The organism is Psychrobacter proteolyticus (genome assembly GCF_003350005.1).
GTDB lineage: Bacteria > Pseudomonadota > Gammaproteobacteria > Pseudomonadales > Moraxellaceae > Psychrobacter > Psychrobacter proteolyticus.
On record NZ_QLKS01000007.1, the window covers coordinates 35,772 to 59,399 of the forward strand.

Here is a 23,628-nt window from a genome sequence, read left to right on the forward strand (position 1 = left end):
CTCTTATCCTTACCACTATCCGCGGCCTTTATATTGCTGCGGCATTATTTGTACAAGATTAACTTGGCTCAATCAGGCTAGAAAATCGGTAGCCTGTTCCACGTACCGTCTGTATCAATGTATCACAGTCATAAGGACGTAGTAATTTACGTAGACGTTTGATATGCACATCGATGGTTCGGTCTTCGATATATACATTGCCGCCCCATACCTGATCGAGCAGCTGCGTTCGTGTATAGGCGCGCTCAGGGTGACTCATAAAAAATGCCAATAGGCGATACTCTGTGGGGCCAACATCAACGATTTTACCTGCAGCTGTCACGCGCTGACTCTTGGTATCTAAACTTAACTGCCCAATTTCGATAGGTTTGTCGCTGCTCATTGCGCTACTGCGGCGTAGTACAGCTTTGATTCTAGAAATCAGTTCACGAGTCGAAAAAGGCTTGGTCATATAATCATCTGCGCCTGCATCAAGACCATGCACCTTACTGTCTTCTTCACTTTTTGCTGTTAGCATAATGACTGGTATTTCAGAGAGTAGCTCATCGTTTTTGAGCATGCGACAAAAATCCACACCGCTCTTGTCACCTGGCAACATCCAGTCTAACAGTATCAATGACGGTCTATGATCGACCACTTGCTGATGCGCCTCTGACACATCTGCCGCTTGCAAGCTATCAAACCCAGCCATCTCTAGCGTCATGACAACCATTTCACGAATCGCAGGCTCATCTTCAACAATCAAAATTTGCTCATTATACATAGGACATTCTCGGTGTTAGAGGACAAAATCTAGCATGTAAAAAGGCGATATATACTCACCAGTCTCTACCTATTAAACGGATTAATTATGACAGCTTGATGACACTCTAAAATCAGATTTCTAGTAAAAAATTGAGCGGCCCATCATTGACGCTCGACACTTGCATATCAGCACCAAACTGACCAGTTGCCACGTTCGGGTGCTTAGTTTTGGCATAGTCGACCAGTTGTTCAAATAGCGCTTGCGCAGCAGCAGGTGCCATCGCACCACCAAAGTCTGGTCGGCGACCTTTGTCTGTTTTTGCCATCAAGGTAAATTGTGAGACCAATAATAGCCCGCCACCGACCTGCTGAACGTTTTTATCCAGTTTACCAAATTTGACAGGATCATCGTCATTTTCAAAAATGCGATAGGTTAGTATTTTGTCAATCATACGCTGGGCAGCGGCGAAATCGTCTTCATGCCCTAAGCCAATATATGCCAATACCCCATGTTCAATCTCACCAATACACTGTTGATCGACGACCACACTAGCGTGCTTCACCCGTTGTATGAGTGCTTTCATTTACTGATTCCTTAACAGATTATGGCCATACAATAATATGCTGTCCATGATAAAATACCGTCATTAACTTAACTATTATTAGGGCGTGTTTGATATTGACAAATAGGTACTGCGGAGCGCTAAAACTTTTCCAGACAAGGCGTAAAACGACGATAATGCTCATGCCTTATTTAGATTTACAACGTAGTATGGCGCAATTTTAGCCACTGTCAGTGCCATGGTCGAATCTCCAACATGCCCCTATTACATTACACCTTATTTTGGTAGCCTTATTATGAATGTATTTACCACCTTACAACAGCTTGTGCCGCAGCAAAAGCTCAGTAAAGTCGCTGGGCGTTTGGCCGCCAGTCGCCACCCTTATGTCAAACGCACCTTTATCCGTAGCTTTGCCAAAGCTTATAATATCAGCTTAGACGAGTACGAGCGCCAAAGCCTTAACGCTTATGAAAGTTTTAATGACTTTTTTACCCGTGAGTTAAAAGAAGACGCTCGTACCATCGACGCTACTGTAAACGGCATCGTGAGTCCTGCGGACGGTATTATTTCTCAGCTAGGACAAATCGAAGACCATAAACTATTACAAGCCAAAGGTCGTCACTATGATGTTGGCCAACTACTTGCTGACAGTGAAGATGGCAGTTATTTCGCTGATGGTAGCTTTGCGACTATCTACTTGGCGCCTAGTAATTATCACCGTGTGCATATGCCATTTACTGGCACATTGACCAAGACTCGCTATGTACCTGGCACCCTGTTTTCGGTCAACAATACTACGGCGGCTAACGTGCCAGACTTGTTTGCGCGTAATGAGCGTCTGGTCTGTATGTTTGATACCAAGTATGGCAAAGCAGCTGTCGTAATGGTTGGCGCTATGATCGTCGCTGGTATTGAGACCGTCGCCACTGGCAAAATTGCTCGTACTGACGACATATTCGAATCTGATCATGACATGCAGTTTGCGGCAGGCGAAGAGCTTGGACGCTTCTATCTAGGCTCAACGGCTATCGTGGTATTACCAAAAGCAGCAAAGGCTGACTGGCTAGGTAGTATGCAAGCCAACAGCGTTGTGCAAATGGGTCAATTGTTAGGAATGGCAAACGCTCAATAACATGCTTGTATGAGAGTACTGAAAGTATCAGCCCAGTTAAGCGTAAATCATCATGCTTAGTTGGGCTTTTTTTATGCCTGCTACTTATGTAAATTTACGCATCAATCAGCCAGCCTTGCTGAGTTGCGTATTCAATATTATGTGAGAGCCAATCATGAATAGGAGGGAAGCTGTCTTTAATAAATGCATGCGCACCCGCCACTTGCGAGCGCGTAACACCAAGCTCAATCCATGTCTTACCATTGGTATTTAGATTGAGTAGAAATGGCAATAAGCGATCGACCACTCTGAGTAACTGACTCTCTTTGCTGCTTCCTGTTTCTTGCGCTTCCCAAACCTCGCTTAAATCACTAATGCCATTGCCTCGCTCACGTTGCAATCTGGCAATGCCTGCACGCTCTTCGACGTGTGCATCAGTACGCGTATCAGCATACAAAAAAGTATCGCCCGCATCAATCTCACCCAAATCATGTACCAACGCCATCTTCAGCAACTTTTCATGATTGACGTCTAGCGCAAATAATTCAGCAATCGACCAACAGGCCATCGCTAAATGCCAAGAGTGTTCGGCAGAGTTCTCTTTGCGAGTAGTCTGTGTCACATAGCTGCGGCGATTCACGCGCTTGAGCGCATCTAACTCCAATAAGAAATGAGTGACATCGTCGATGTGGATATGTGAAGTAGATTCGGAATGAGTGAGTGATATAGAGCTGACTTGCGACATTATTTTTCTCTGGTTTTCTTTAGTTATTGGTTTTAATGCTTATAAGTTCTAGCGATTTTAAGTTTCATTGCTCAAGGTATTATAGTTAGTTTGCTATCTAGCAATGGTTAAAAAACTATTACCGTTATCAAAAAATAGCGCTTATTTTACCAAGCGCTATCTATTATAAGTTAGAAGATAAATGGTTAAACTGAATCCCTATTTATCCAAGTCCTTAAGCACCTAAATATTAACCACCTACTTGATCAAATTAATAATGGTTTTGAACGCAGGATCTTCGCTGCTACGGCACAGCTCAAACAAGATTGATTCGACAGTGCTAATTACACCGCCCGCACGGCGAATACGACGAATGGCTTGCTTTTTATCATAAGGAAAACGAGAACCCACCGCATCCCCAATAATGACAGGTTGCATACCGTTGTCCAATAAATCCAGTGCTGTCTGCATAATACAGACATGAGCCTCAGCACCAAAAAGCAACACAGTACTACGGTTCTGCTGCGCTAGATGGTGCCATGAATCATTATTATCGCAGGCACTAAAGGTAACCTTTTCAAAGCTCTTGGCATTGTCTCCTTCGAGTACGTCGCGCAGCTCTGGCAAGGTATCGCCCAATCCTTTTTTATATTGTTCATTGAGCATGATTGGAATATTGAGCGCTTGTAACCCTTTGATCAAGGTAACGGTTTTTTTGACGATATTTTCGTGATCATAGATATGCGGCGTTAAGCGCTCTTGCACATCGACAATCATTGCTTGGGTATTCTCACGAGCGATTCGATAGGTGCGATCATTAATCATAGTAGACATAGTACACTCCTTGTACGGCTGACAGTTGCAACTAAAAACTATTTTAGAATTATCATAAACAGTGCCATGGTTCATCTTCCTCTTATTTAGTCATAGTTTCATGAATGCGTCAATGGAGATAATTTTTAATCGCCGTAATACTGTGTTTTTCGACTCTGTGATTTACTAACAACCATTAGTTTTACCCATAAAAAAACCTCTAGCCATGATGACTAGAGGTTTTTTATTAGCGAGTAGCTATTTATTAAGTGTTCAAATAATCTTGTTTATATAAATAAGACTAAACACGCTCAATAATAGTAGCGATACCTTGGCCAAGACCGATACACATCGTCGCTAGACCGATTTCAGTATCTGACTGCTCCATCGCGTTTAGCAATGTCACTGTGATACGAGCACCTGAACATCCTAGTGGATGACCTAGAGCAATGGCACCACCGTTGATGTTAACGATGTCTTGCTTATCAGATAGGTTTAGACCTTTTAATACTGATAGACCTTGAGCAGCAAATGCTTCGTTTAGCTCGATGGTTTGCATGTCATCGATGCTCATGCCAGCGCGCTTCAATGCTTTTTGGGTAGCAGGTACAGGACCATAACCCATGATAGCAGCATCACAACCAGCAACAGCCATACTACGGATACGGGCACGTGGCTTTAGACCTAGATCTTTGGCTTTTTGTGCGCTCATTACTAGCATCGCTGACGCACCGTCAGATAATGCAGATGACGTTGCCGCTGTTACTGTACCGCCTTTTGGATCAAACGCTGGACGTAGTTTTTGCATTTGCTCCATCGTTGCGTCTGGACGAATTACTTCATCAACCGTACATAGTTGCAGACGACCAGCAGCATCATGACCTTCGATACCGATGATTTCATTGTCAAAACGACCTTCAGTGGTTGCAGCCCATGCACGGCGATGTGACTCAAGACCAAACGCATCTTGCTCTTCGCGCGTGATGTTGTTCATACGACCTAGCATTTCAGCAGTCAAGCCCATCATGTTTGACGCTTTTGCATAGTGCTTAGAAGCAGCAGGGTTCAAATCAACACCGTGCATCATGCCGACGTGACCCATGTGCTCAACACCACCGATGATGAATACATCACCTTGGTTGGTCATGATTTGTGCAGCAGCAGTATGTAACGCCTGCATAGAAGAACCACATAGACGGTTAACCGTTTGGCCACCAGCAGTTTTTGGGATACCAGCTAGCAAACCGATGTTACGACCGATGTTCAAGCCTTGCTCTAGTGTCTGGTTGACACAGCCCCAGATAATGTCTTCGATATCATTGGTATCAAAGTCATTACGTTCTACTAGCGCACGTACTAGTTCCGCTGACATGCTGTCAGCACGTACATGACGGAACATACCGTTTTTGGTCTTGCCCATTGCCGAGCGTACGCCATCTACGATGACCACATCTTTTGGACTTAAAGTTGTCATACCATATTCCTTTTCAATTTTTATTGTCAGTGTAGTCAACCCAATTTACGACTATTACCTTGTTAATCACGCTCAAAGTACAATAGGTACATTTGCGCTTGATTTACTCGTACTAGCCTTAAACTGAACCAACTATAATCGTACGTTCGCTATTGGAGACGATTCATGTCTCAATTGCTTTCATGCAAAATAGCAAACGTACTGCACTTCATCCTAGTAATGACTGACTATTACGCTGTTGCGTAAAAAGTCTCGCCTGCGGCTGCCATGTCGCGAATCTTTTGTGGCGCTTCATAAGCTTTGCCAAGATGTGCGTATTTTTCACATAGTGCCAAGTAGTTATCTAGACCCATTTGGTCGACATAACGGCAAGGGCCACCACGGAATGGCGGGAAACCTACGCCCATAATCATCGCCATGTCGGCCTCGCTTGGGGTGCTTACGATGTTGTCTTCTAGGCAGCGAACCGTTTCGTTGCAGAAGGCAATCATAGTGCGATCAATGATTGCTTGATCGTCGAAGGTTTGCTTTTCACTGTCAGTCGTGGCTTTTAGCAACTCGTAAGTGGCTTCATCAGCAACTTTCTTTGGCTTGCCGCGCTTGTCCATTTCGTACTTATAGAAACCGATACCGTTTTTCTGACCCAGACGCTCATTGTCATATAGATGCTGGATAGCACCTTTATAATCAGGCTTCATGCGATCAGGGAAACCATCAGCCATCACTGCTGCGCCATGTACACCTGTATCTAGACCAACTACGTCGATTAGGTATGCAGGGCCCATCGGCCAACCGAATTTTTCCATAACTTTATCGACATGAGCAAAATCAGCACCTTGCTTAAGTAGCAAGTCAAACGCGCCAAAGTATGGGAACAATACACGGTTTACCAAGAAACCTGGGCAGTCGTTAACTACTACTGGCACTTTACCCATTTTAGAAGCAAGGGCAACCGTAGTCGCGATGGCTTCTTCAGATGATTTCTCACCGCGGATAACTTCGACCAATGGCATACGATGTACTGGGTTGAAGAAATGCATACCGACGAAGTTTTCTGGACGTTCAAGCGCTTCTGCTAGGAACGTAATAGAGATGGTCGAGGTGTTTGACGCTAGGATACAGTCGTCTTTTACCAAGCCTTCTACTTCTTTTAGTACCGCACGCTTCACGTTTGGATTTTCTACGACCGCTTCGATAACGATGTCAGTCTCAGCAAAATCACCGTAGTTCAAAGTAGGACGGATACGGCTTAAGGTTTCACCCATTTTTGCTGGAGTCATCTTGCCGCGTTCTACCATTTTGCCAAGCAGTTTGCTTGCTTCGCCCATACCAAGGTCTAATTGCTCAGACTTGATATCTTTCATGATGATTGGCAAGCCTTTGCTGGCTGCTTGATAAGCAATACCGCCACCCATGATACCAGCGCCTAGTACAGCGGCTTCACTGATGTCGTGTGCTAGTTTGCTGTGTTTTTTGGCCAGTTTTTTGACTAGCTGATCGTTTAAGAATAGACCGACTAAACTTTCTGCTTGTGGGGTTTTCGCTACTTTAGCAAAACCAGTAGCTTCCACTTCAATCGCTTTATCACGTGGTAAATTAACATGCTTTTCAATGGCTTCGATCGCGAGCGCTGGTGCCGGGTACTGCTTAGGATTGGCTTTGGCAAAGATCATACCTTTAGCACTGTTGAACGCCATTGCTTGCTCAAGCTGGTTTAGCTTAACTGGAGCCAGTTTCTCTTCACGTTTTGCTTTCCAATCAAGCTCACCTGAGATACATTTTTTGACTAGGTCAATTGCTGCATCTTGCAAGTCATCAGCAGGAACCGTCGCATCAACCAAGCCTAGTTTTAATGCTGCCAATGCTTTCTTTGGGCTACCAGTCGCGATCAGCTCAAGTGCGTTATCGATACCGATGATACGCGTACTACGAACTGTACCGCCGAAACCTGGGAAGATACCTAGCTGAGTTTCTGGCAAACCGATGATTGCTTTGTCACTCATGACACGGTATTCACAAACCAATGTCATCTCACAACCGCCTCCCATTGCCGCGCCATTGATAGCCGCAACTTTAGGGAATGGTAGGTCTTCAAAACGATTGAAAGCATCATTGACTTGCACGACCCAATCTTTGATCTCGCTTTCTGATTTTTTGAAAGAACCGACGAATTCTGTGATGTCAGCACCAGCGATAAACACGCCTTTGGCTGAAGTAACGATAAGACCTTTTACGTTATCGGCTTTTTCTAACGCACTAACTGCTTCACCAAACTGTTTGTTGGTTTCGGCATCAAATTTGTTCACGCTCTCATTTTCGGCGTTGTACTGCATGTTGGCGATGCCATCCTCTAGCATTGTCACCGTGATGCGATTTCCTTGGTATACCATTTGAAACTCCTTTCTATATAACGAAAGCTACGTTTTGAATTAAAATAAATAGCCAGTTACTGTTAGTAAAATGGGTAATAGCACTGTGCGCTTGTCATGTTATAAAGACAAACATATAACCAGCTCACAAGTGAAGATGTCTTTATTATCCAGCGTTCATCATGATGCACGTATTTTGCGTCTCTTGCATGACATCATATGACGCTTCATTTATATACTGCTGTTGCAGGTACTGATGTTCAAAATATTGACTGAGACTTGGTCTAACACTCGGTATCGACGATTGAACATCCTGAGAAAAAACCCAATAGGGTCACCATCAGACCATTTTCACGTCAATTAGTGTAGGGGATTATGCCCCTAACTGTCACAAGCTAATACCATACTCGCAAGTCACTCTTAAATCACTTGCAGGCATTTACCTTACGCTAAAAGTGTTTTAGTGAATAAATGTATACTGAATTGTTAATTTAGATTTATTTCGTGTTGTTGGCTCAATGCACGACATCTTTAGAATGACAGTCCGTTAGCGCTACTTAATAAGTGCCAATTGATCGATGCTACTTGGTCAGTGCTAGTTATTCAGTACCACTTTTCTATGGTAATAAAATTAACGTGCCAGCCTAGCTTGCTCTTTTATCAGAACATATTCAACCAGAGAGTGACATCATCCATCGGTAACGAAATCTTGTCGTTATATTGCAGCTAAGATTGCACTGTTTTTGAATAAACTTCAGCAGAAAAATGCAAAAAACAATCAATTGATACCGTGTGTCACATAAGCGATATGACCGATCATGCTACACTAATAGCGTTTTTTCCTTATCCCTAATAAGTTTTACTGTATCTCTGATAAATGGTTGGATTATGACTGTTTCCCTTACTTCTAGCACTACCTCTACTGGCGTTATCCCTTCTAACTTTGTCTCTTTTCAAAGCACTGAGCAATTCCATGGTGCTGTGCGTGCCCAATTAGCGCAAGATATCGAGGTCTTGTTTGCTTATGCCAAGCTGCCTAGCCCACTGGTAGATGCCTGCCGTTACGTAATGACGGGTCAAGGTAAACTGGTACGCCCACTGATGGTTGCCAGCGCTTTTGCCAGTATTAATAGCAGCAATAATGCACGTACAGACGAGCCTAATGACGATATCGATACTATCGATGCTGATCTGGACGCGCTACTAGAAAACGACTCAGACTATGATATGTCGCGCCGTGCCGCATTGGCGGTAGAGCTGCTGCATACTTATTCGTTGGTGCATGATGATTTGCCCTGTATGGACGATGATGAGCTACGCCGTGGGCAACCGACTGCGCATATCGCCTTTGATGAAGCGACGGCTCTGCTGGCAGGAGATGTATTGCAGACGCTAGCCTTTGAAGTATTAACCGCAGAGATGCCAACCTTTGCGCCATTTGATACAAATATTGCAAGTCAGCTCATGGCAATATTTGCGCCGCGCGCCAGACGCATGGTGTCGGGTCAAATGTTAGACCTCAATGCCGAAGCCAGTGTCAGTATCGCGCAGGATGATTTGGAAGCCATTCACCGTGATAAGACAGGCGCGTTGATTGAAGCAGCGATGCTCATGGGCGGTGTCTGTGCTGGTGCAACGGCTCCGCAGCGCATGGCACTACAAGAGTGCGCCCAACATATCGGTCTCGCCTTTCAAGTCCAAGACGATGTGCTAGACGTCACGATGACGACTGATACACTTGGTAAGCCTGCAGGTAGCGATGAAAAACTAGACAAATCTACCTACGTAAAACTGATGGGTGTCGATAATGCCACCAGTTATACGCAATCGCTATTTAGTGACGGACGCGCAGCCATTTCTCATGAACTAAATAGTCGTGAGCTTAACGACAATGAAGATGTTATTGGCACAGACAATGATGCGCTACTGGCACTGATTGAATGGCTCTGGTCACGTAAAAAATAGCTTGTCGAATAGCAGTCGAAAGCAGATATCGTAGTAAATTCCCTTACCCAAAACGGCAGTGAGTGGTCAACATGGACAGTTCCCCTACCCCGCGCATTTACCTCGGCACTGGCGGCTATAGCGACACCGACTTGCTCGGTACGCTGTATCCCACTGGCACCAAAAAAACCGATTTCTTACGTGAATACGCCAAACAATACGGCGCAGTCGAAATCAACAGCACATTTTATGCGCCCATCGGACAAAAAGCCTTTGCTGGGATGGTTGATAAAGCTTATACACAGGCAGACAGTCAGTTGAAGTTCGCCGTCAAGCTGCACCAAGACTTTACTCATGCACGCAAAGGCACGCCCGAGCACGCACAGGCATTTCTAAACGCCTTATCTCCACTTATCGAAGCAAATGCTTTAGCGCCATTATTGCTCCAATTCCCACACGGCTTTGATCGTACTCGCGAGCATCGACTCTATTTGGCCAATCTCGTCAGTTGGTTTCAAGACTATCCACTCGCCATTGAGTTTCGTCATAACGGCTGGCATACCCCGCAAGTGGTCGATAGCTTTCGGCAGCAAGAACTCATTTGGTGTAGCGTCGATTATCCCAAGGTTAGCGGACTGCCACCATCACGATTGATATTCACTGAACGCACTGGCTATCTTCGGATGCACGGTAATAACCTAAACTGGTGGGATGCGATGAGTGCGGCTGACCGTCATGACTATCGCTATAGTGAGGTGGAGATGCAGGACTGGGCGCAAGCGATTGCCAATCAGCGACAGCATTTTGATACGCTCTATATTTTCTTTCAAAACACCGTCAACGCCCATGCTTATTATAATATCGCGATGCTGCGAGAAGCGTTGAGTAAGTTTGGGTTTGAGGTGTTATAGGCCTAATAATACAATAATATATAGTTGAAACATTAGTCTAAGGATTGAGAAAAATGCCCCATCTACATGATATGGAAGAATTGATAAGTAGCATCGAAGACAATCAAGTTAAAGACTACATGAAAGAAGCTATGTCTTGTTATATGGCTAATGCGTATAGAGCTTGTATTGTACTAACATATTTAGCTCTTTTTGATGATATTGTTAAGAAACTCGGTGAGCTTGGTAAAGTAAATAAAAAAGCAAAAAGAATATATGATGAAGCTCAAAATAAAATTCATGAACAAGACGTTTATGAGAACTACTTAATTGAGCAACTAGCTTCAAACTCACTAATTCCTAAGCTCGACACTAGTTTTCTTAATATTCTTCGACAGCTTAGAAATAAGTCAGCTCATCCGTCTGGGCATAGTGCCTCAGCAGAAGAAGCTAGATTTGTATTCTATGAATCTATAAATCGTTTTTTATCTAAGCCTATACTTACAACCACTCAGTTGGTAGACGATATTTTAGCTCGCTTAGATGACAAACATTTTTTCCCATCAATGAATATAAGAAAAATATCTGATATCGTAAAAAAAGAAATATTGAATATTCATCACGAAACATTTCCGTACATTGTTAATAAACTTTTAGAAAAACACTTAAATTCTAGCTCTGAAGTCAAGAAGAATGCTGGTTTTTTCTTAACTGGACTTGCCTATCTGAAAGATGACAAATCATCAAATTGCTTGAGAAAATATGTCATAGATTCGAAATGTTCAGACTCAAAATGCTCACACCTGATACTACGAATAATATCAGCTAACGGTTCTCTGTTATTAAACTTAGAACCAGTTACTTATGATAGATTAAAATCCGTTATTTCAGAAAAAATAGAAAATATAGGTTTGACTGATAATGATTCGAAATTCTCTCATCCATCTATAGTGTTAAGCTCTATATTAAGAAGTTGCGGTGAAGACTTTATAATTACTCATTTCAAAAGTCAATTGACTCAACTCCTCCGAAAGAATATTTTTAGTCTCAGTTTCATCGCGCATATGTCCAACCATCCTAAAATAATAAAAATCTATTTAAGAGAAGCTGTTAAAAAAGCTGGGTCACTAGATTTCGATAAAGCAAACCACTTTTCTAGTAATATATTTGACATTGATAACTATCTAGCAGAATCGTTATCAGGTTCACAAGCTTTTTTAGTTATAGCTAATATATCTAAGGCAGCTGATAATGGCGCATACGAAGCAAAAGCACTACGAGCCTCTAACTTTTCTTCAATTCCCGAACTAAAGGAAATTATTGTTAAATATATCGAGTCTAACAAAGCAGAAGCTAAATCCATTTATGAAAGAGTTGCAGGAGATGATGAAGGCTTCGACATTCTAATAAGTAAATTTCCTTCAACACAAATAGATATTATCTAGCTCTAATAAAATATATTAAACCAAAAAAAGGACACCTCACGGTGTCCTTTTTTATCAATCAAATACTTAGTCGTTAAAGCTTATGCTTCAACGCCAGCATCTTGACCTTTATATTTTGCGTTTGCGTAGTCCCAGTTCACTAGCTTGTCTAGGAACGTGTCAACATAGTCAGGACGACGGTTACGGTAGTCTACATAGTACGCGTGTTCCCATACATCACAAGTCAATACAGCTACTTGGTCATGTGCAAGTGGAGTGTCAGCGTTAGCCGTTTTGGCGATTGACAATTTGCCACCGACTTTATCAGCAACTAGCCATGCCCAACCTGAACCAAACTGAGTCAATGCTGCGTTTTTGAACTCTTCACGGAACTTGTCGTAGCTGCCGAAATCTTCTTCGATTTTTGCTTTTAGATCGCCAGTAGGTTCGCCGCCGCCGTTCGTTGGCGTCATGCAGTTCCAGTAGAACGTGTGGTTCCATACTTGAGCTGCTTGGTTGAACATACCTTGCTTGCTGTCATCTTTAGCAGTCGCTACGATGATTTCTGGCAAAGTTTTGTCTTCTAGACCAGAACCTGGCAACATGTCTTTTAGCTTGTTTACATAAGCAGCATGATGCTTGTCATGATGATACTCTAGCGTTTCGGCACTGATATGTGGCTCTAGTGCGTCTTTTGCATATGGTAGGTCTGGTAAAGTAATGTTTGACATAATTATTTTATCCTTGCTGTTTAGCCGTTAGTTTATAAAAACTTGCTTATAGAAACTGAATTTTACGCTATTTTTACACCGCAAAAAACACTATAAAATAGCGGACTAAATTGGCTGAGTTTATTGTTTGAAATGAACTTTATCGCTTGATACACGGTACTGCTCAATACAATATCACGTATCATTATGAATCCAAAATTAACCTAGCGGTTACTTATTGCTATTATTCTTCGCCAAAAAGCCAAGTGTCTGACTTTATAGACTTTTATTAACTTAGTATTCACAAGCTATAAGATATAATTCACTGTAGCTTGGTATCTATTATAGCAATAGTGACCAATAATATCAGTTACCAAATGTTATAACCCGTACAATCTGTATAGCGATTGGTTATTTATTAAGCAGTAACTGCATTCACTCCAAACTCATGCGTTATCATTGTTAGTATAACTACTTCAATCGACAAACAATTTATCGATTAGCACTGCAGAAGATAAATAAAGCCTACTCGAATAATAGCTTTTCATCATCTTTATATAACGGACTGACTCTATGAGCACCACTGATACCTCGTTAACTGCTACCCATCCGACATCTGGCAACCAATGGGTACTGGCCAGTAACAATAAAGGCAAATTGGCTGAGTTTAAACGGCTATTTGCCGAAGCGAACTTGGACGTGACGATTGTCCCGCAAGGTCAGCTCGATATTGAAGACGCCATCGAGGATGGTTTAAGCTTTGTAGAAAACGCCATTATCAAAGCCCGTCATGCGAGCCGTATCAGTGGACTGCCTGCGATTGCTGATGATTCAGGACTGTGCGTGCCTGCACTAGGTAATGCGCCAGGTATCTACTCTGCTCGCTATGCTGGTGAGCACGGCAACGATAGTAAAAATAACGCCAAGCTCATCGCCGACTTGCAGCCTATCCGCGCAGAGAAGCCAGATACTCCGATCAAAGGTATGTTCGTTTGCGTACTGGCAATGGTGCGTCATGCTGATGATCCGCTACCGATTGTCGCCCAAGGATTATGGCATGGCGAAATTTTGGATACGTTACATGGTGACGGTGGTTTTGGCTATGATCCACTGTTTTGGTTACCTGATTTGCAAGCCAGTGCAGCTAGTCTGAGCGCTGCTGATAAAAACAGCATCAGTCATCGTGGTCAGGCAATCCAGCAGCTATTGGCGCAGCTACCTTTATAAGTACCTTATAGCTGTTCTATTTATAACTATCTACAAGTGCACTTGATACTCATAATACGTTTACAACCTTATCGCTGTTTCTTGTCCGTTATCTTATTTATTGATTATCAACATGGTCAAATCTTTATATAAAATTAAGCCATACAAGAGCAAGCAACATAAGGAAACATGCCATCAAAGAGATAATTTTTACTTTAATAAACAGATAGATTATACTGTTCTACTTTTAAAATTTTGTTGAAATCCGTTATTTGGCTGTATAATTCACCAAAAAGCGTTATTATGCGGTGCATTAACGGTTTATTATCGATATTTGATAGCATGGACAACCTCAGCAGGTTCACCTTTTGGTATCAGCGGCGATTGCTACTGGCACTGAATTTGACGTTGTGCGCTATCGCTATCCCCTATTTATTTCAACGGCAGCCCGTCGTACATGCCCGTAATTTGAGGCGCGGTCTGTCTATTACAATTTAACCCTAAGTACTATTTCATTAATCAAACGTACTACTTAATCCTAAAGGTGTAATTAACATGGCTACAGATTTACAAGTCACAACCAACAAGCTATCTAATAAAGAAACCCAGCTAACGGTTAAAGTGCCCGTTGAAAAAATTCAAAACAAAGTTGAAGGCCGTATTCGCCAAGTTGCGAAAACTGCCAAGATTGACGGTTTCCGTAAAGGTAACGTCCCTATGTCACACATCCGCTCTCAGTACGGTGCTGGCATTCAACAAGAAGTTATCAACGATGTCATCCGTGATACTGTATTTGAAGCGATCAAATCTGAAGACATCCGCGCTGTTGGCATGCCTAACATCGACGACGTAAAACTTGAAGACGATTTCTTGGTATATCAAGCCACTGTTGAAATCTTCCCAGAAGTTGACGTACAAGGTATTGATGAGATCGAAGTTGAGCGTCACACTGCACAAGTGAGTGAAGAAGACGTTGACACTATGATCGAAAACCTACAAAAGCAACGTGAAGAATTCGTTGAGAAAAAGGGCATGGCTGCAAAAGACAACCAAGTGACTTTTGACTTTGAAGGCTCTATCGACGGCGAAAAATTCGAAGGCGGCTCTGCTGAAGACTTCAAATTGGTTATCGGTAGCAACCAAATGATTCCAGGTTTTGAAGCTGGTATCAAAGGCATGAAAGCTGGCGAAGAAAAAATCATCGACGTGACTTTCCCAGAAGATTACCAAGCTGAAAACTTAGCTGGTAAAGAAGCTCAGTTCAAAATCAACGTAAAATTGGTTGAAAAATCTAAGCTACCTGAAATCAACGAAGAGTTCCTTGAGCTATTCGGCGTAAAAGAAGGCGGCGTTGAGAAGTTGAAAGAAGACGTACGCAAAAACATGGAACGCGAAATCAAAAACGCTGCGCGTAGCCAAGTTAAGCAAGCGACTTTTGACGCATTGCTAGAAAAGAACGAGTTTGACGTGCCAAACGCTATGCTAGAGCAAGAAATCGAGCGTCAACGCAACATGATGATGCAACGTTTCTCTCAGCAGTTCGGCGCAAATGCTGATAGCTTCGATAAAGACATGCTGCCAAATGAGCTATTTGAAGAGCAAGCACTACGTGCTGCCCGTCTTGGCATCATCGTTGCCCGTGTTATCGATACTAAAGGCCTAGAAGTAGATCAAGAGCGTGTAGAAACCTTCATCAAAGAAGCCGCTGAAAACTACGAAGATCCAGCAGAAGTTATCGAGTACTACACCAATGACAAGCAGCAGCGCGCTAACATTGAGTCTGTAGTACTAGAAGACCAAGTAGTAGATTACTTGATCGAACAAGGTAAAGTAACTGACAAAGAAGTTAGCTACCAAGACTTGCTAGCCGCTCAGCAACAACAGCAGCAAGCAATGTAATTGATACAACAAGCTGTCTTTTTAGATATGCTGTAGTCGGTTATCAAAACTAAAATGCGCCCCCGACCTTTTGATCGGGGGCGCATTTTTTATGGCGTTCGTTAACTAGATAAAATCAGCCACAACTATCGAACCTATAAACATCGTACTCGTACTATAAAGCGCGCCTTACACCAAAACAGGCGCAAATACGGCGCTCAATCCTAGCAACACCAACCCGCGCTGTAACCATAAGCTATCACTAAAGCGTTGCTGCAACTGCTGACTAACCAGCGTACCAACTGCATATAGTGCTAGCATCGTGACCATCATCCCTGCATAAAATCCTAGCTGACCACTCACGCCAGCATTTTCTGGTACTTCCAGCGCATGTGCCAACCCATGAAAGACGGCCAAACCACCAAAACCAAACAATGACAACTGCTGAATGCTTGGCGTGCGTGCTGTATGGGTCTGAGCAGAGAATACCTCTTGTCTACTTTTACCACTCATTAAAATCATCGCTAATACGACCACCGACAGTGATATGGCCACTTCAATCAGTCCAGATGATGCAGCAAATGCAATACCGCCAATCAGCACGCCAGCCGTGCCCAATATTGCACCCAATGACAATCCTGCTGTCAACGACATCATGCCTAAGCGCTGCTTTTGTAGCCCACAAAACAACATGCCCATGCCTACTGCCAAAAACAGATGATCAAGGCCAGTCACTGGATGCATCAGTCCTGCTTGCAACGTGCCTAAAAACGATGATGCTTGCGTGGTAGTCGAATGAATATGCCCTGAATGCGCCTGCGCCAATGACGGTAGCATTAGTGATGTCATCATCACAGCCGAACCAGACATGATATGACGAGCTGAGAGCACTTGTGAAAAGCGAGAGTTTTCGATGTGAAGACCTTTTGTACACTGTGTCATGCGGTTTTTCCTTATTCTTTATATTTTAATGGTAAAAGCTCATCTGCTCTTTAGGCAAGCATGCCATGTTCTTTAATAAAGGCAATAATCTCGTCTAGCCCATCACCTGTTTTCATATTGCTAAAGACAAAAGGTTTGTCACCACGCATTTTTTTGGCATCGCGTTCCATCACTTCCAGCGAAGCACCAACCATTGGTGCAAGGTCGGTTTTATTGATAATCAACAAATCAGACTTGGTAATGCCAGGGCCGCCCTTACGAGGTATCTTATCGCCTGCAGAGACATCAATGACGTACAAGGTCAAATCAGACAGCTCTGGGCTAAATGTCGCGGCTAGATTGTCGCCACCTGACTCAATGATAATCAACTCCAACCCTTCAAAAGTGGCTTGTAACTCAGCAATCGCAGTCAGATTAATAGAGGCATCTTCGCGGATAGCCGTATGTGGACAGCCACCCGTCTCTACACCGCGGATACGCTCAGCAGGCATGGCATCGTTACGGGTCAGAAACTCTGAATCTTCTTTGGTATAGATGTCATTGGTCACGACTGCCATATTGACCGTATCACGCAGGTTTTGGCATAGTCTTAATGTCAAAGCAGTCTTACCACTACCAACTGGCCCACCAATACCAAGGCGTAAGCACGATAAGGCAGAAGACGGTTTCTGGCTATCACTATCAGTTTGTACGTCTGATGCAGCGTGAGAATTTTTTGATTTAAGCGGAGTTAGAGACATATTAATTTCCTAAAACAGTTTGTATATTAATAAGTATAAATAGAAATAAAGGTACAGTTATGAGCGGAACAACCGACTGTATTGCTCCTCATGCATACTCGAGAGAATAGCCAAATTGGGTAAATTATTCGAGATATTAAGCGATTCATAGAGGTCTTGGCATAGCTGCTGACAGTCCGACTCTTCACTATTACCTAAAGTATTGGACGTGTTTGTCGACATAACTAGAGCATCAAAGGCCTGTTGTACATCATCGCTTAGAGCATCAACCTGAGCACCCAAATCGCTTTGTAATTGCCACAGAATACGCTGACCTGCCATTTGTCCTAGCGGCACTGTCTTCACAGCGGCGAGCACCATATTCTCTAATTGCGCAAATCCATAAGTAGTCATTGACTGCGCTAATGGTAGTTGCCAATGCTGAGCAATATGTGCAAATAGCGGTAAGTAACCATCTTCAGGTATTTCGGCCGGTATGCCAAGACTCAATACTTCGTTGAGCCAAGACACCATCGCCTGTGCCAACTGCTGCGACTCCAGTACAAACTCTTTACTCTCGAGACCAGCATGATAGTCGTGTGCTAGATTTGCCGCTAGTGCTTCATGACCTTGGCTGAGCGCGCACATTATCAGCCCTAATACAGGTAGCTCGTAGCCAATCACTGCAAGCGCTAGGTAGTCTTGCATAAATACAAGTGTACTGGCTTCATCAGAGACAACCCCTGATTCAATCGCTGACTCCACACCTTGCGAATAGGTATAGCTACCAATCGGCAAATTGCTCGATGCCAGCATCAGTAGCTGTCCAAGTTGGGCAGACTGAGTAGGTTGAGCACTGGTATCAACCATCATTTGAACGACCTACAGGCGTATCATGATGACTATGGCTATGTTGATGTCTGTGGCTGTGGCTTTCATCATGGCTATGACTTTCCTGATGACTATGAGAGTCACTATGTGAGTGTGCATGGGAGTGAGAGTGTCCTTGACCCGTTTGATAAGCGCCCGTCTCAGGCTCAAATGGCATTGACGTAGACTCGATATGTAGACCGAGGTTTTCTAACATTTGTGCAAGTACATGATCGTTTTCAAAATACAGGGCATAGCCTGCACTACCCTGATCAAAACTGTGGTCAAACATCAACGGCACATGACGGTTGCCCAAATGATAAGCGCCTTTCATTAGTAAAAAGTCATTAGCAGCAGTCACCTTAGTCACGGCTTGTGGCTTGGCAATGACTTGCATCAACTCTCCAGCTGCATTGATAAGCACATCATCGCCTTTTAAGACGCCTGTACGAGGCAGGTCAACACCGACCGCTTCGCCTGAGACAGTAATAGCTCTAAAGCGAGAATGCTGACGAGTATCAAAGTCTAATAGCAGGTAATCGTCGGCTTTATACTGTTCTGCCAATTGCGCTTTTTGGACATCGCTAGGCGTACTTAGACGGGTATTAAATATTTTCATTATTATTCTCTGGCTGTTGTTGCTCAAACTATTGGTCAATAGTATTGATGGTAAAAGTGTTGGGAATAAAGACACGATCTCATTCAAGAAACCAACTGACTATTGGTATACATGGTTTATGGCTCACTGTCCTAGAGATCCTATAAACGTGCATCATAAGCTCTAAAATAAAAAGTAACGCTGTGCCATGGGTAGTACATCAGCTGGCTCACAGGTGAGTGTTTTACCATCAGCGCGTACTTCATAGGTCTCAGGATTGATGTCCATATCTGGACAGTAGCTGTTAAAGCGCATATCGCTTTTACGAATTTTACGAATACCGTATACTGGCTGAATGACTTTGGTCAATCCAAGCTGTTTATCTACTTGTTTGTCGATCGCCGCTTGCGACATAAAGGTAATGCTAGTTTGGGCAACCGATTTTGGATATGTCGCAAACATAGGACGATAATGCACTGGCTGGGGAGTAGGAATAGAGGCATTGATATCACCCATCGGTACTGCAGCGATGAGCCCGCCTTTGATGATGCACTCAGGTTTTACCCCAAAAAACTTGGGCGACCATAGCACCATATCTGCCCATTTACCTACTTCGATTGAGCCGACCATATCGCCAATACCGTGAGTAATCGCAGGATTTATTGTATATTTTGCGATATAGCGCTTGATACGGAAGTTATCGTTGTCCGTGCTTTGGTCATAGTCTGTCAAAGTAATGTACTGTTGCTCATCTTCAATGGTCGCTGTTGCATCTGGCGCCAGATGGCCACGTTGAACTTTCATTTTGTGCGCGGTTTGCCATGTACGGATGACCACTTCACCCACTCGCCCCATCGCTTGTGAGTCACTACTCATCATCGAAATTGCGCCCAAATCATGCAATATATCTTCTGCGGCGATGGTTTCTTGACGGATACGGCTCTCAGCAAACGCCACATCTTCAGCGATAGCAGGACTCAGATGATGACAGACCATCAGCATATCGAGATGCTCATCAATAGTATTGACAGTGTATGGGCGCGTTGGGTTGGTTGAAGATGGCAGCACATGCGATTCGCCAATCGCCTTTAGAATATCGGGCGCATGGCCACCACCTGCCCCTTCAGTATGAAAAGTATGGATACAGCGGTTTTTAAAAGCAGCGAGCGTACTTTCAAGATAGCCACTTTCATTTAAAGTATCGGTATGAATGGCCACTTGCACATCATAGTCATCAGCAACGCTCAAGCAGTTATCGATGGCTTGCGGGGTTGTACCCCAATCTTCATGTAGCTTTAGCCCCACAGCACCTGCTTCGATTTGTTCAGCAATGGGTTCCGGTACACTTACGTTACCTTTACCCAGTAGTCCAATATTCATAGGAATGCTATCAGTAGACTTTAGCATCGAGGCAATATGATACGCCCCTGGTGTACAGGTAGTAGCGAGCGTTCCTTGAGCTGGCCCTGTGCCACCGCCTAGCATTGTAGTCACCCCTGACATCAGCGCCGTCTCACACTGCTGGGGCGCGATAAAGTGAATATGACTATCGACGCCACCTGCTGTCAGGATTTTGCCTTCACCAGAGATGATTTCGGTAGCACCGCCAATAGGAATATCGATGGCAGGCTGGATATCAGGATTGCCCGCTTTGCCAATGGCACTGATACGACCATCCTTGATACCGATATCCGCTTTATAGATGCCCGTATAGTCAACGACCAATGCATTGGTAATAACCGTATCGGCAACTTCTGCGCCCAGTAATTGTCCTTGACCCATGCCATCACGGATGACTTTACCGCCGCCAAATTTAACTTCTTCACCTTTGATTTCGACAGGCTTGCTGCTACTTTCACCACTTTGTGACGTATCCGCTTGATCAACAGCCGTATCTTTATGACTGGTTAAATCCGCCTCAACCTGTAGCCAAAGCTCGGTATCGGCTAAGCGAACTTTATCGCCTGTGGTAGGACCAAAATGCTCAGCATAAATACGACGACTGACTCGCTTTTGCGAAGTAGCAGTTGCCTTTTTATCAGTGGCGCTCTCTGATATTTTGTCGGGATGAGCTGCGCCCATGACACGCCCCGCAAAACCATATACATCTTGCTTGCCAGCGTATGCTACCAATTCGACTTCCCGCGATTGGCCCGGCTCAAAACGTACGGCGGTGCCAGAGATAATATTGAGACGAAAACCTCGAGTTTGCTCTCTCTCAAAACTCAAGGCATCATTGACTTCATAAAAGTGATAATGCGAGCCGATTTGGATAGGTCTATCACCAGTATTACTGACACTGATGGTCTGCACCTGTCGACCTTGGTTTAAGATAATATCGCCATCTTGGATATGGTATTCGCCTGCTTGCATGGTAGCCGCCTTATTTTATAGTGAGCATTTCAGTGCTATAACAATGGTATACAGCGTTACACGATGGGATTATGTACCGTGACCAGTTTGGTGCCATCAGGGAAAGTCGCCTCGATTTGCACTTCATCTACCATCTCTGCGACACCTTCCATGACATCATCAGCAGATAAATATGTAGCGCCCTCACTCATCAGCTCGGCAACTCTTTTGCCATCTCGTGCGCCTTCCATCAGCAGCATACTGATATAAGCGATAGCTTCGGGGTAGTTAAGCTTAACACCGCGATTTTTGCGACGTTCAGCCACCATACCAGCCGTAAATAGCATGAGCTTGTCTTTTTCTGTTGGGGTCAGGTGCATGACAATTCCTTGTTGTACTTATCATTATATTTATAGCAGATTAGAGGTTTTCAAAGCATATGATATCGATTAAAAATAGTCGCAATATATCTTAATTTCATTATTAAAAGTGGCCGTATTAGGTGTCCCAAATACGTGGACGACAAGGCTCAAGTTGCCACCAATGATCTCGCAAGACTTCTCTCAGCTGATAAAACGCTTCAAAACAACCACGTACATCTGAGCCAATATAGCGGATATTGATCGCTTGGCAATTATGAGTGCAATAGACAGGCAGGTGTGCTTGAGCAATGACTTGGCGCAATGCGGATACGGTATTGTCTAGATAGCGGGTTAATGACTGCTTGATAGTTGCTTGGGCAGTTTCAGTCGATTGCGTAGTCTGTGATGCGGAGAGCGCAAGATTGTCATGGACGTCGCTTAAGCTTGGGACTGCCCAAAACGATCCATAAATATGCTGGTTCGCTAAGCCTAAATTTGAGGTAAACCAGCGATTTTGCGCTGCCTGCGCCACTCGCTCAGCAACGATAACCTTACCATCTCGGTAGATGTTCAATCCAGTATGATAACGCCCTTGCAAAAACTGCTCGTCGTAAGCTTGCCGTCCAAATACGCTAATCTCCCATGTCAGTAGACTAGATGAATCCGTCAAATCAAAGCGGCTCACTGCATGCATATTGGCTTCGTTATAAATGATACTCTCTTGCGGTAGCCATTCTAAACGGGTATCTGCTGCGAGTTTGGCCTGTACATGTTGGCTTGCATAGGCAGCTATCTCGTCTTGGCTCATACTTTGGTGAGCAACGTCGCTGCCCAACGGAGCTTTATTTTTTTGGCTGACACTGTCTTTGCCGTACCACTTACCTGCCCCTGGTGTGGTGATAACAGCATGGCTACCACTATCCAAACTTAGGTCTATGGTCAGCGTATCGCCGCCTGCGATACCAGCTGGCGGGTACAACATCAGTATGTGACAAATACCCTGCTGCACGCTTTGCTCAGGATATAGAGCACGCTGTACCATCAAGGCACCCGTATGCTTACGATGATAAAGCCGCGTTTTTGAGTTATCAGCCGTACCCTCTTTGTCCGTACTTATACTGTTAACAGTGTCAAAGCTTAATGCTAAAGAAGAGGCCCAACTCATTTTATATACTCATTTACCAATTAAATATGTTTCAGTATTTTATGTGACAACTACCATTTGCTATGTGTTAAGAACTCTATTGCCAATCGTTAATTACAGTTCATTAACTACAGTAATGTCAGAATAGTAACGAAGGAATACAGCGTACACCATTTATCGTGCCCAGCGCACCATGATAAATAAAAGCGTCAATGTTTTTATTGATACAAGCATTGTGCCAACTCTTGATAGCAGGTAACCAAATAAGAAACCTTAGCAACTCAAAACTTTGATTTGTCTGCGCTTTTTTCTATTTAACTTGAATGATAAAAACAACACTATATTTCCAACTATTTTATAAACATTTTTTGAGCCTTAGTTATTTATAAACTCAGCAGATATTTGCACCAAAACAGTACATTGTGTCCATAACAGTGCATTTTTTAGCATTATTTTTAACGCAATATTTTGTGAAGATGATTAGATAATCAAAAGTGCTAAACGCATAACTATTTGCAGACTTAGTCAGTAAGATAGGTGGATTATAGGGCTATTAATCAGGTATTCTATGTTAAAAAGTCAGGTTAGACGTGATTTAAGCTGTTTGTATCAATATAAATACTATCAATATCCGTAAGACTTGATAATAGATAAGACAATGTCTATCTGCTTCTAGACATACTTTTAGACGTATTTTTAGTATAAGTTTCAATATAAGCAATGAGTCCTAGACATATCGGAGGGTCACTTTTTCACCTATTTTATGCACAAACCAGTTTTATAGGCTTGAA

At 43.4% G+C, this 23,628-nt stretch carries 20 protein-coding genes; 6 read left to right on the forward strand and 14 right to left on the reverse strand.

What is annotated here, in order from left to right; genetic code table 11:
- Positions 1-58: 58 nt before the first annotated feature.
- Both phoB and dtd read right to left on the reverse strand, forming a co-directional pair.
- Entirely contained in the window at positions 59-763 is a 705-nt protein-coding gene (gene phoB, locus DXK30_RS11830) for a phosphate regulon transcriptional regulator PhoB (protein WP_057761786.1), read from the reverse strand.
- 112 nt (positions 764-875) lie between these two features.
- A complete protein-coding gene (gene dtd / locus DXK30_RS11835) occupies positions 876-1,328 on the reverse strand; it encodes a D-aminoacyl-tRNA deacylase (protein WP_114701850.1) in 453 nt (150 codons plus the stop codon).
- Between the two features lie 274 nt (positions 1,329-1,602).
- Here dtd and asd point away from each other — a divergent pair, with 274 nt between their 5' ends.
- The gene (gene asd / locus DXK30_RS11840; RefSeq protein ID WP_114701851.1) at positions 1,603-2,439 is read left to right on the forward strand and encodes an archaetidylserine decarboxylase; all 837 of its coding nucleotides are present in this window, start codon (positions 1,603-1,605) and stop codon (positions 2,437-2,439) included.
- A gap of 94 nt (positions 2,440-2,533) precedes the next feature.
- On the opposite strand, the gene DXK30_RS11845 is transcribed toward asd, so the two are convergent.
- The 4 genes from DXK30_RS11845 to fadB form a co-directional block, all read right to left on the reverse strand.
- Positions 2,534-3,163: an HD domain-containing protein gene (locus DXK30_RS11845; protein ID WP_114701852.1), complete on the reverse strand. Its 630-nt coding sequence runs from the start codon at positions 3,161-3,163 to the stop codon at positions 2,534-2,536.
- Between the two features lie 237 nt (positions 3,164-3,400).
- The gene (locus DXK30_RS11850) at positions 3,401-3,976 is read right to left on the reverse strand and encodes an isochorismatase family protein (protein ID WP_101205330.1); all 576 of its coding nucleotides are present in this window, start codon (positions 3,974-3,976) and stop codon (positions 3,401-3,403) included.
- A gap of 280 nt (positions 3,977-4,256) precedes the next feature.
- Positions 4,257-5,429: an acetyl-CoA C-acyltransferase FadA gene (gene fadA, locus DXK30_RS11855; protein ID WP_057761795.1), complete on the reverse strand. Its 1,173-nt coding sequence runs from the start codon at positions 5,427-5,429 to the stop codon at positions 4,257-4,259.
- 230 nt (positions 5,430-5,659) lie between these two features.
- Positions 5,660-7,819: a fatty acid oxidation complex subunit alpha FadB gene (gene fadB, locus DXK30_RS11860; RefSeq protein ID WP_114701853.1), complete on the reverse strand. Its 2,160-nt coding sequence runs from the start codon at positions 7,817-7,819 to the stop codon at positions 5,660-5,662.
- Positions 7,820-8,686: 867 nt separating this feature from the next.
- Between fadB and DXK30_RS11865 the strand changes: the two genes are divergently transcribed.
- The 3 genes from DXK30_RS11865 to DXK30_RS11875 all read left to right on the forward strand — a co-directional run bounded on the left by DXK30_RS11865 (position 8,687) and on the right by DXK30_RS11875 (position 12,077).
- Entirely contained in the window at positions 8,687-9,763 is a 1,077-nt protein-coding gene (locus tag DXK30_RS11865) for a polyprenyl synthetase family protein (RefSeq protein ID WP_114701854.1), read from the forward strand.
- Positions 9,764-9,834: 71 nt separating this feature from the next.
- Positions 9,835-10,653, forward strand: a complete 819-nt coding sequence (locus DXK30_RS11870) for a DUF72 domain-containing protein (RefSeq protein ID WP_114701855.1) — start codon at positions 9,835-9,837, stop codon at positions 10,651-10,653.
- Positions 10,654-10,706: 53 nt separating this feature from the next.
- A complete protein-coding gene (locus tag DXK30_RS11875; RefSeq protein ID WP_114701856.1) occupies positions 10,707-12,077 on the forward strand; it encodes a hypothetical protein in 1,371 nt (456 codons plus the stop codon).
- Positions 12,078-12,157: 80 nt separating this feature from the next.
- Here the strand turns inward: DXK30_RS11875 and DXK30_RS11880 are convergent, their stop codons facing one another.
- Positions 12,158-12,787, reverse strand: a complete 630-nt coding sequence (locus tag DXK30_RS11880) for a superoxide dismutase (RefSeq protein WP_114701857.1) — start codon at positions 12,785-12,787, stop codon at positions 12,158-12,160.
- Between the two features lie 552 nt (positions 12,788-13,339).
- On the opposite strand from DXK30_RS11880, the gene rdgB reads away from it, so the two are divergent.
- Positions 13,340-13,993 carry an RdgB/HAM1 family non-canonical purine NTP pyrophosphatase gene (rdgB, locus tag DXK30_RS11885; RefSeq protein ID WP_114701858.1) on the forward strand — a complete coding sequence of 218 codons (654 nt, stop codon included), beginning with the start codon at positions 13,340-13,342 and terminating at the stop codon, positions 13,991-13,993.
- Positions 13,994-14,527: 534 nt separating this feature from the next.
- Positions 14,528-15,871, forward strand: coding sequence for a trigger factor (gene tig / locus DXK30_RS11890; protein ID WP_114701859.1), 1,344 nt, complete (start codon positions 14,528-14,530; stop codon positions 15,869-15,871).
- A 168-nt stretch (positions 15,872-16,039) separates the two neighbouring features.
- Here tig and DXK30_RS11895 read toward each other — a convergent pair whose 3' ends face one another.
- The 7 genes from DXK30_RS11895 to DXK30_RS11925 all read right to left on the reverse strand — a co-directional run bounded on the left by DXK30_RS11895 (position 16,040) and on the right by DXK30_RS11925 (position 22,858).
- Positions 16,040-16,792, reverse strand: coding sequence for a HupE/UreJ family protein (locus tag DXK30_RS11895; protein WP_114701860.1), 753 nt, complete (start codon positions 16,790-16,792; stop codon positions 16,040-16,042).
- A 50-nt stretch (positions 16,793-16,842) separates the two neighbouring features.
- Entirely contained in the window at positions 16,843-17,532 is a 690-nt protein-coding gene (gene ureG, locus DXK30_RS11900) for an urease accessory protein UreG (RefSeq protein ID WP_102091744.1), read from the reverse strand.
- A 57-nt stretch (positions 17,533-17,589) separates the two neighbouring features.
- A complete protein-coding gene (locus DXK30_RS11905; protein ID WP_114701861.1) occupies positions 17,590-18,384 on the reverse strand; it encodes an urease accessory protein UreF in 795 nt (264 codons plus the stop codon).
- Entirely contained in the window at positions 18,374-19,000 is a 627-nt protein-coding gene (gene ureE / locus DXK30_RS11910) for an urease accessory protein UreE (protein WP_114701862.1), read from the reverse strand. The genes DXK30_RS11905 and ureE overlap by 11 nt, the downstream gene beginning before the upstream one ends.
- 162 nt (positions 19,001-19,162) lie before the next feature.
- Positions 19,163-21,352, reverse strand: coding sequence for an urease subunit alpha (gene ureC / locus DXK30_RS11915; protein ID WP_114701863.1), 2,190 nt, complete (start codon positions 21,350-21,352; stop codon positions 19,163-19,165).
- Between the two features lie 56 nt (positions 21,353-21,408).
- Positions 21,409-21,711: an urease subunit gamma gene (gene ureA, locus DXK30_RS11920; protein ID WP_057761815.1), complete on the reverse strand. Its 303-nt coding sequence runs from the start codon at positions 21,709-21,711 to the stop codon at positions 21,409-21,411.
- Between the two features lie 118 nt (positions 21,712-21,829).
- Positions 21,830-22,858 carry an urease accessory protein UreD gene (locus DXK30_RS11925; protein WP_114701864.1) on the reverse strand — a complete coding sequence of 343 codons (1,029 nt, stop codon included), beginning with the start codon at positions 22,856-22,858 and terminating at the stop codon, positions 21,830-21,832.
- Between the last annotated feature and the right edge of the window lie 770 nt (positions 22,859-23,628).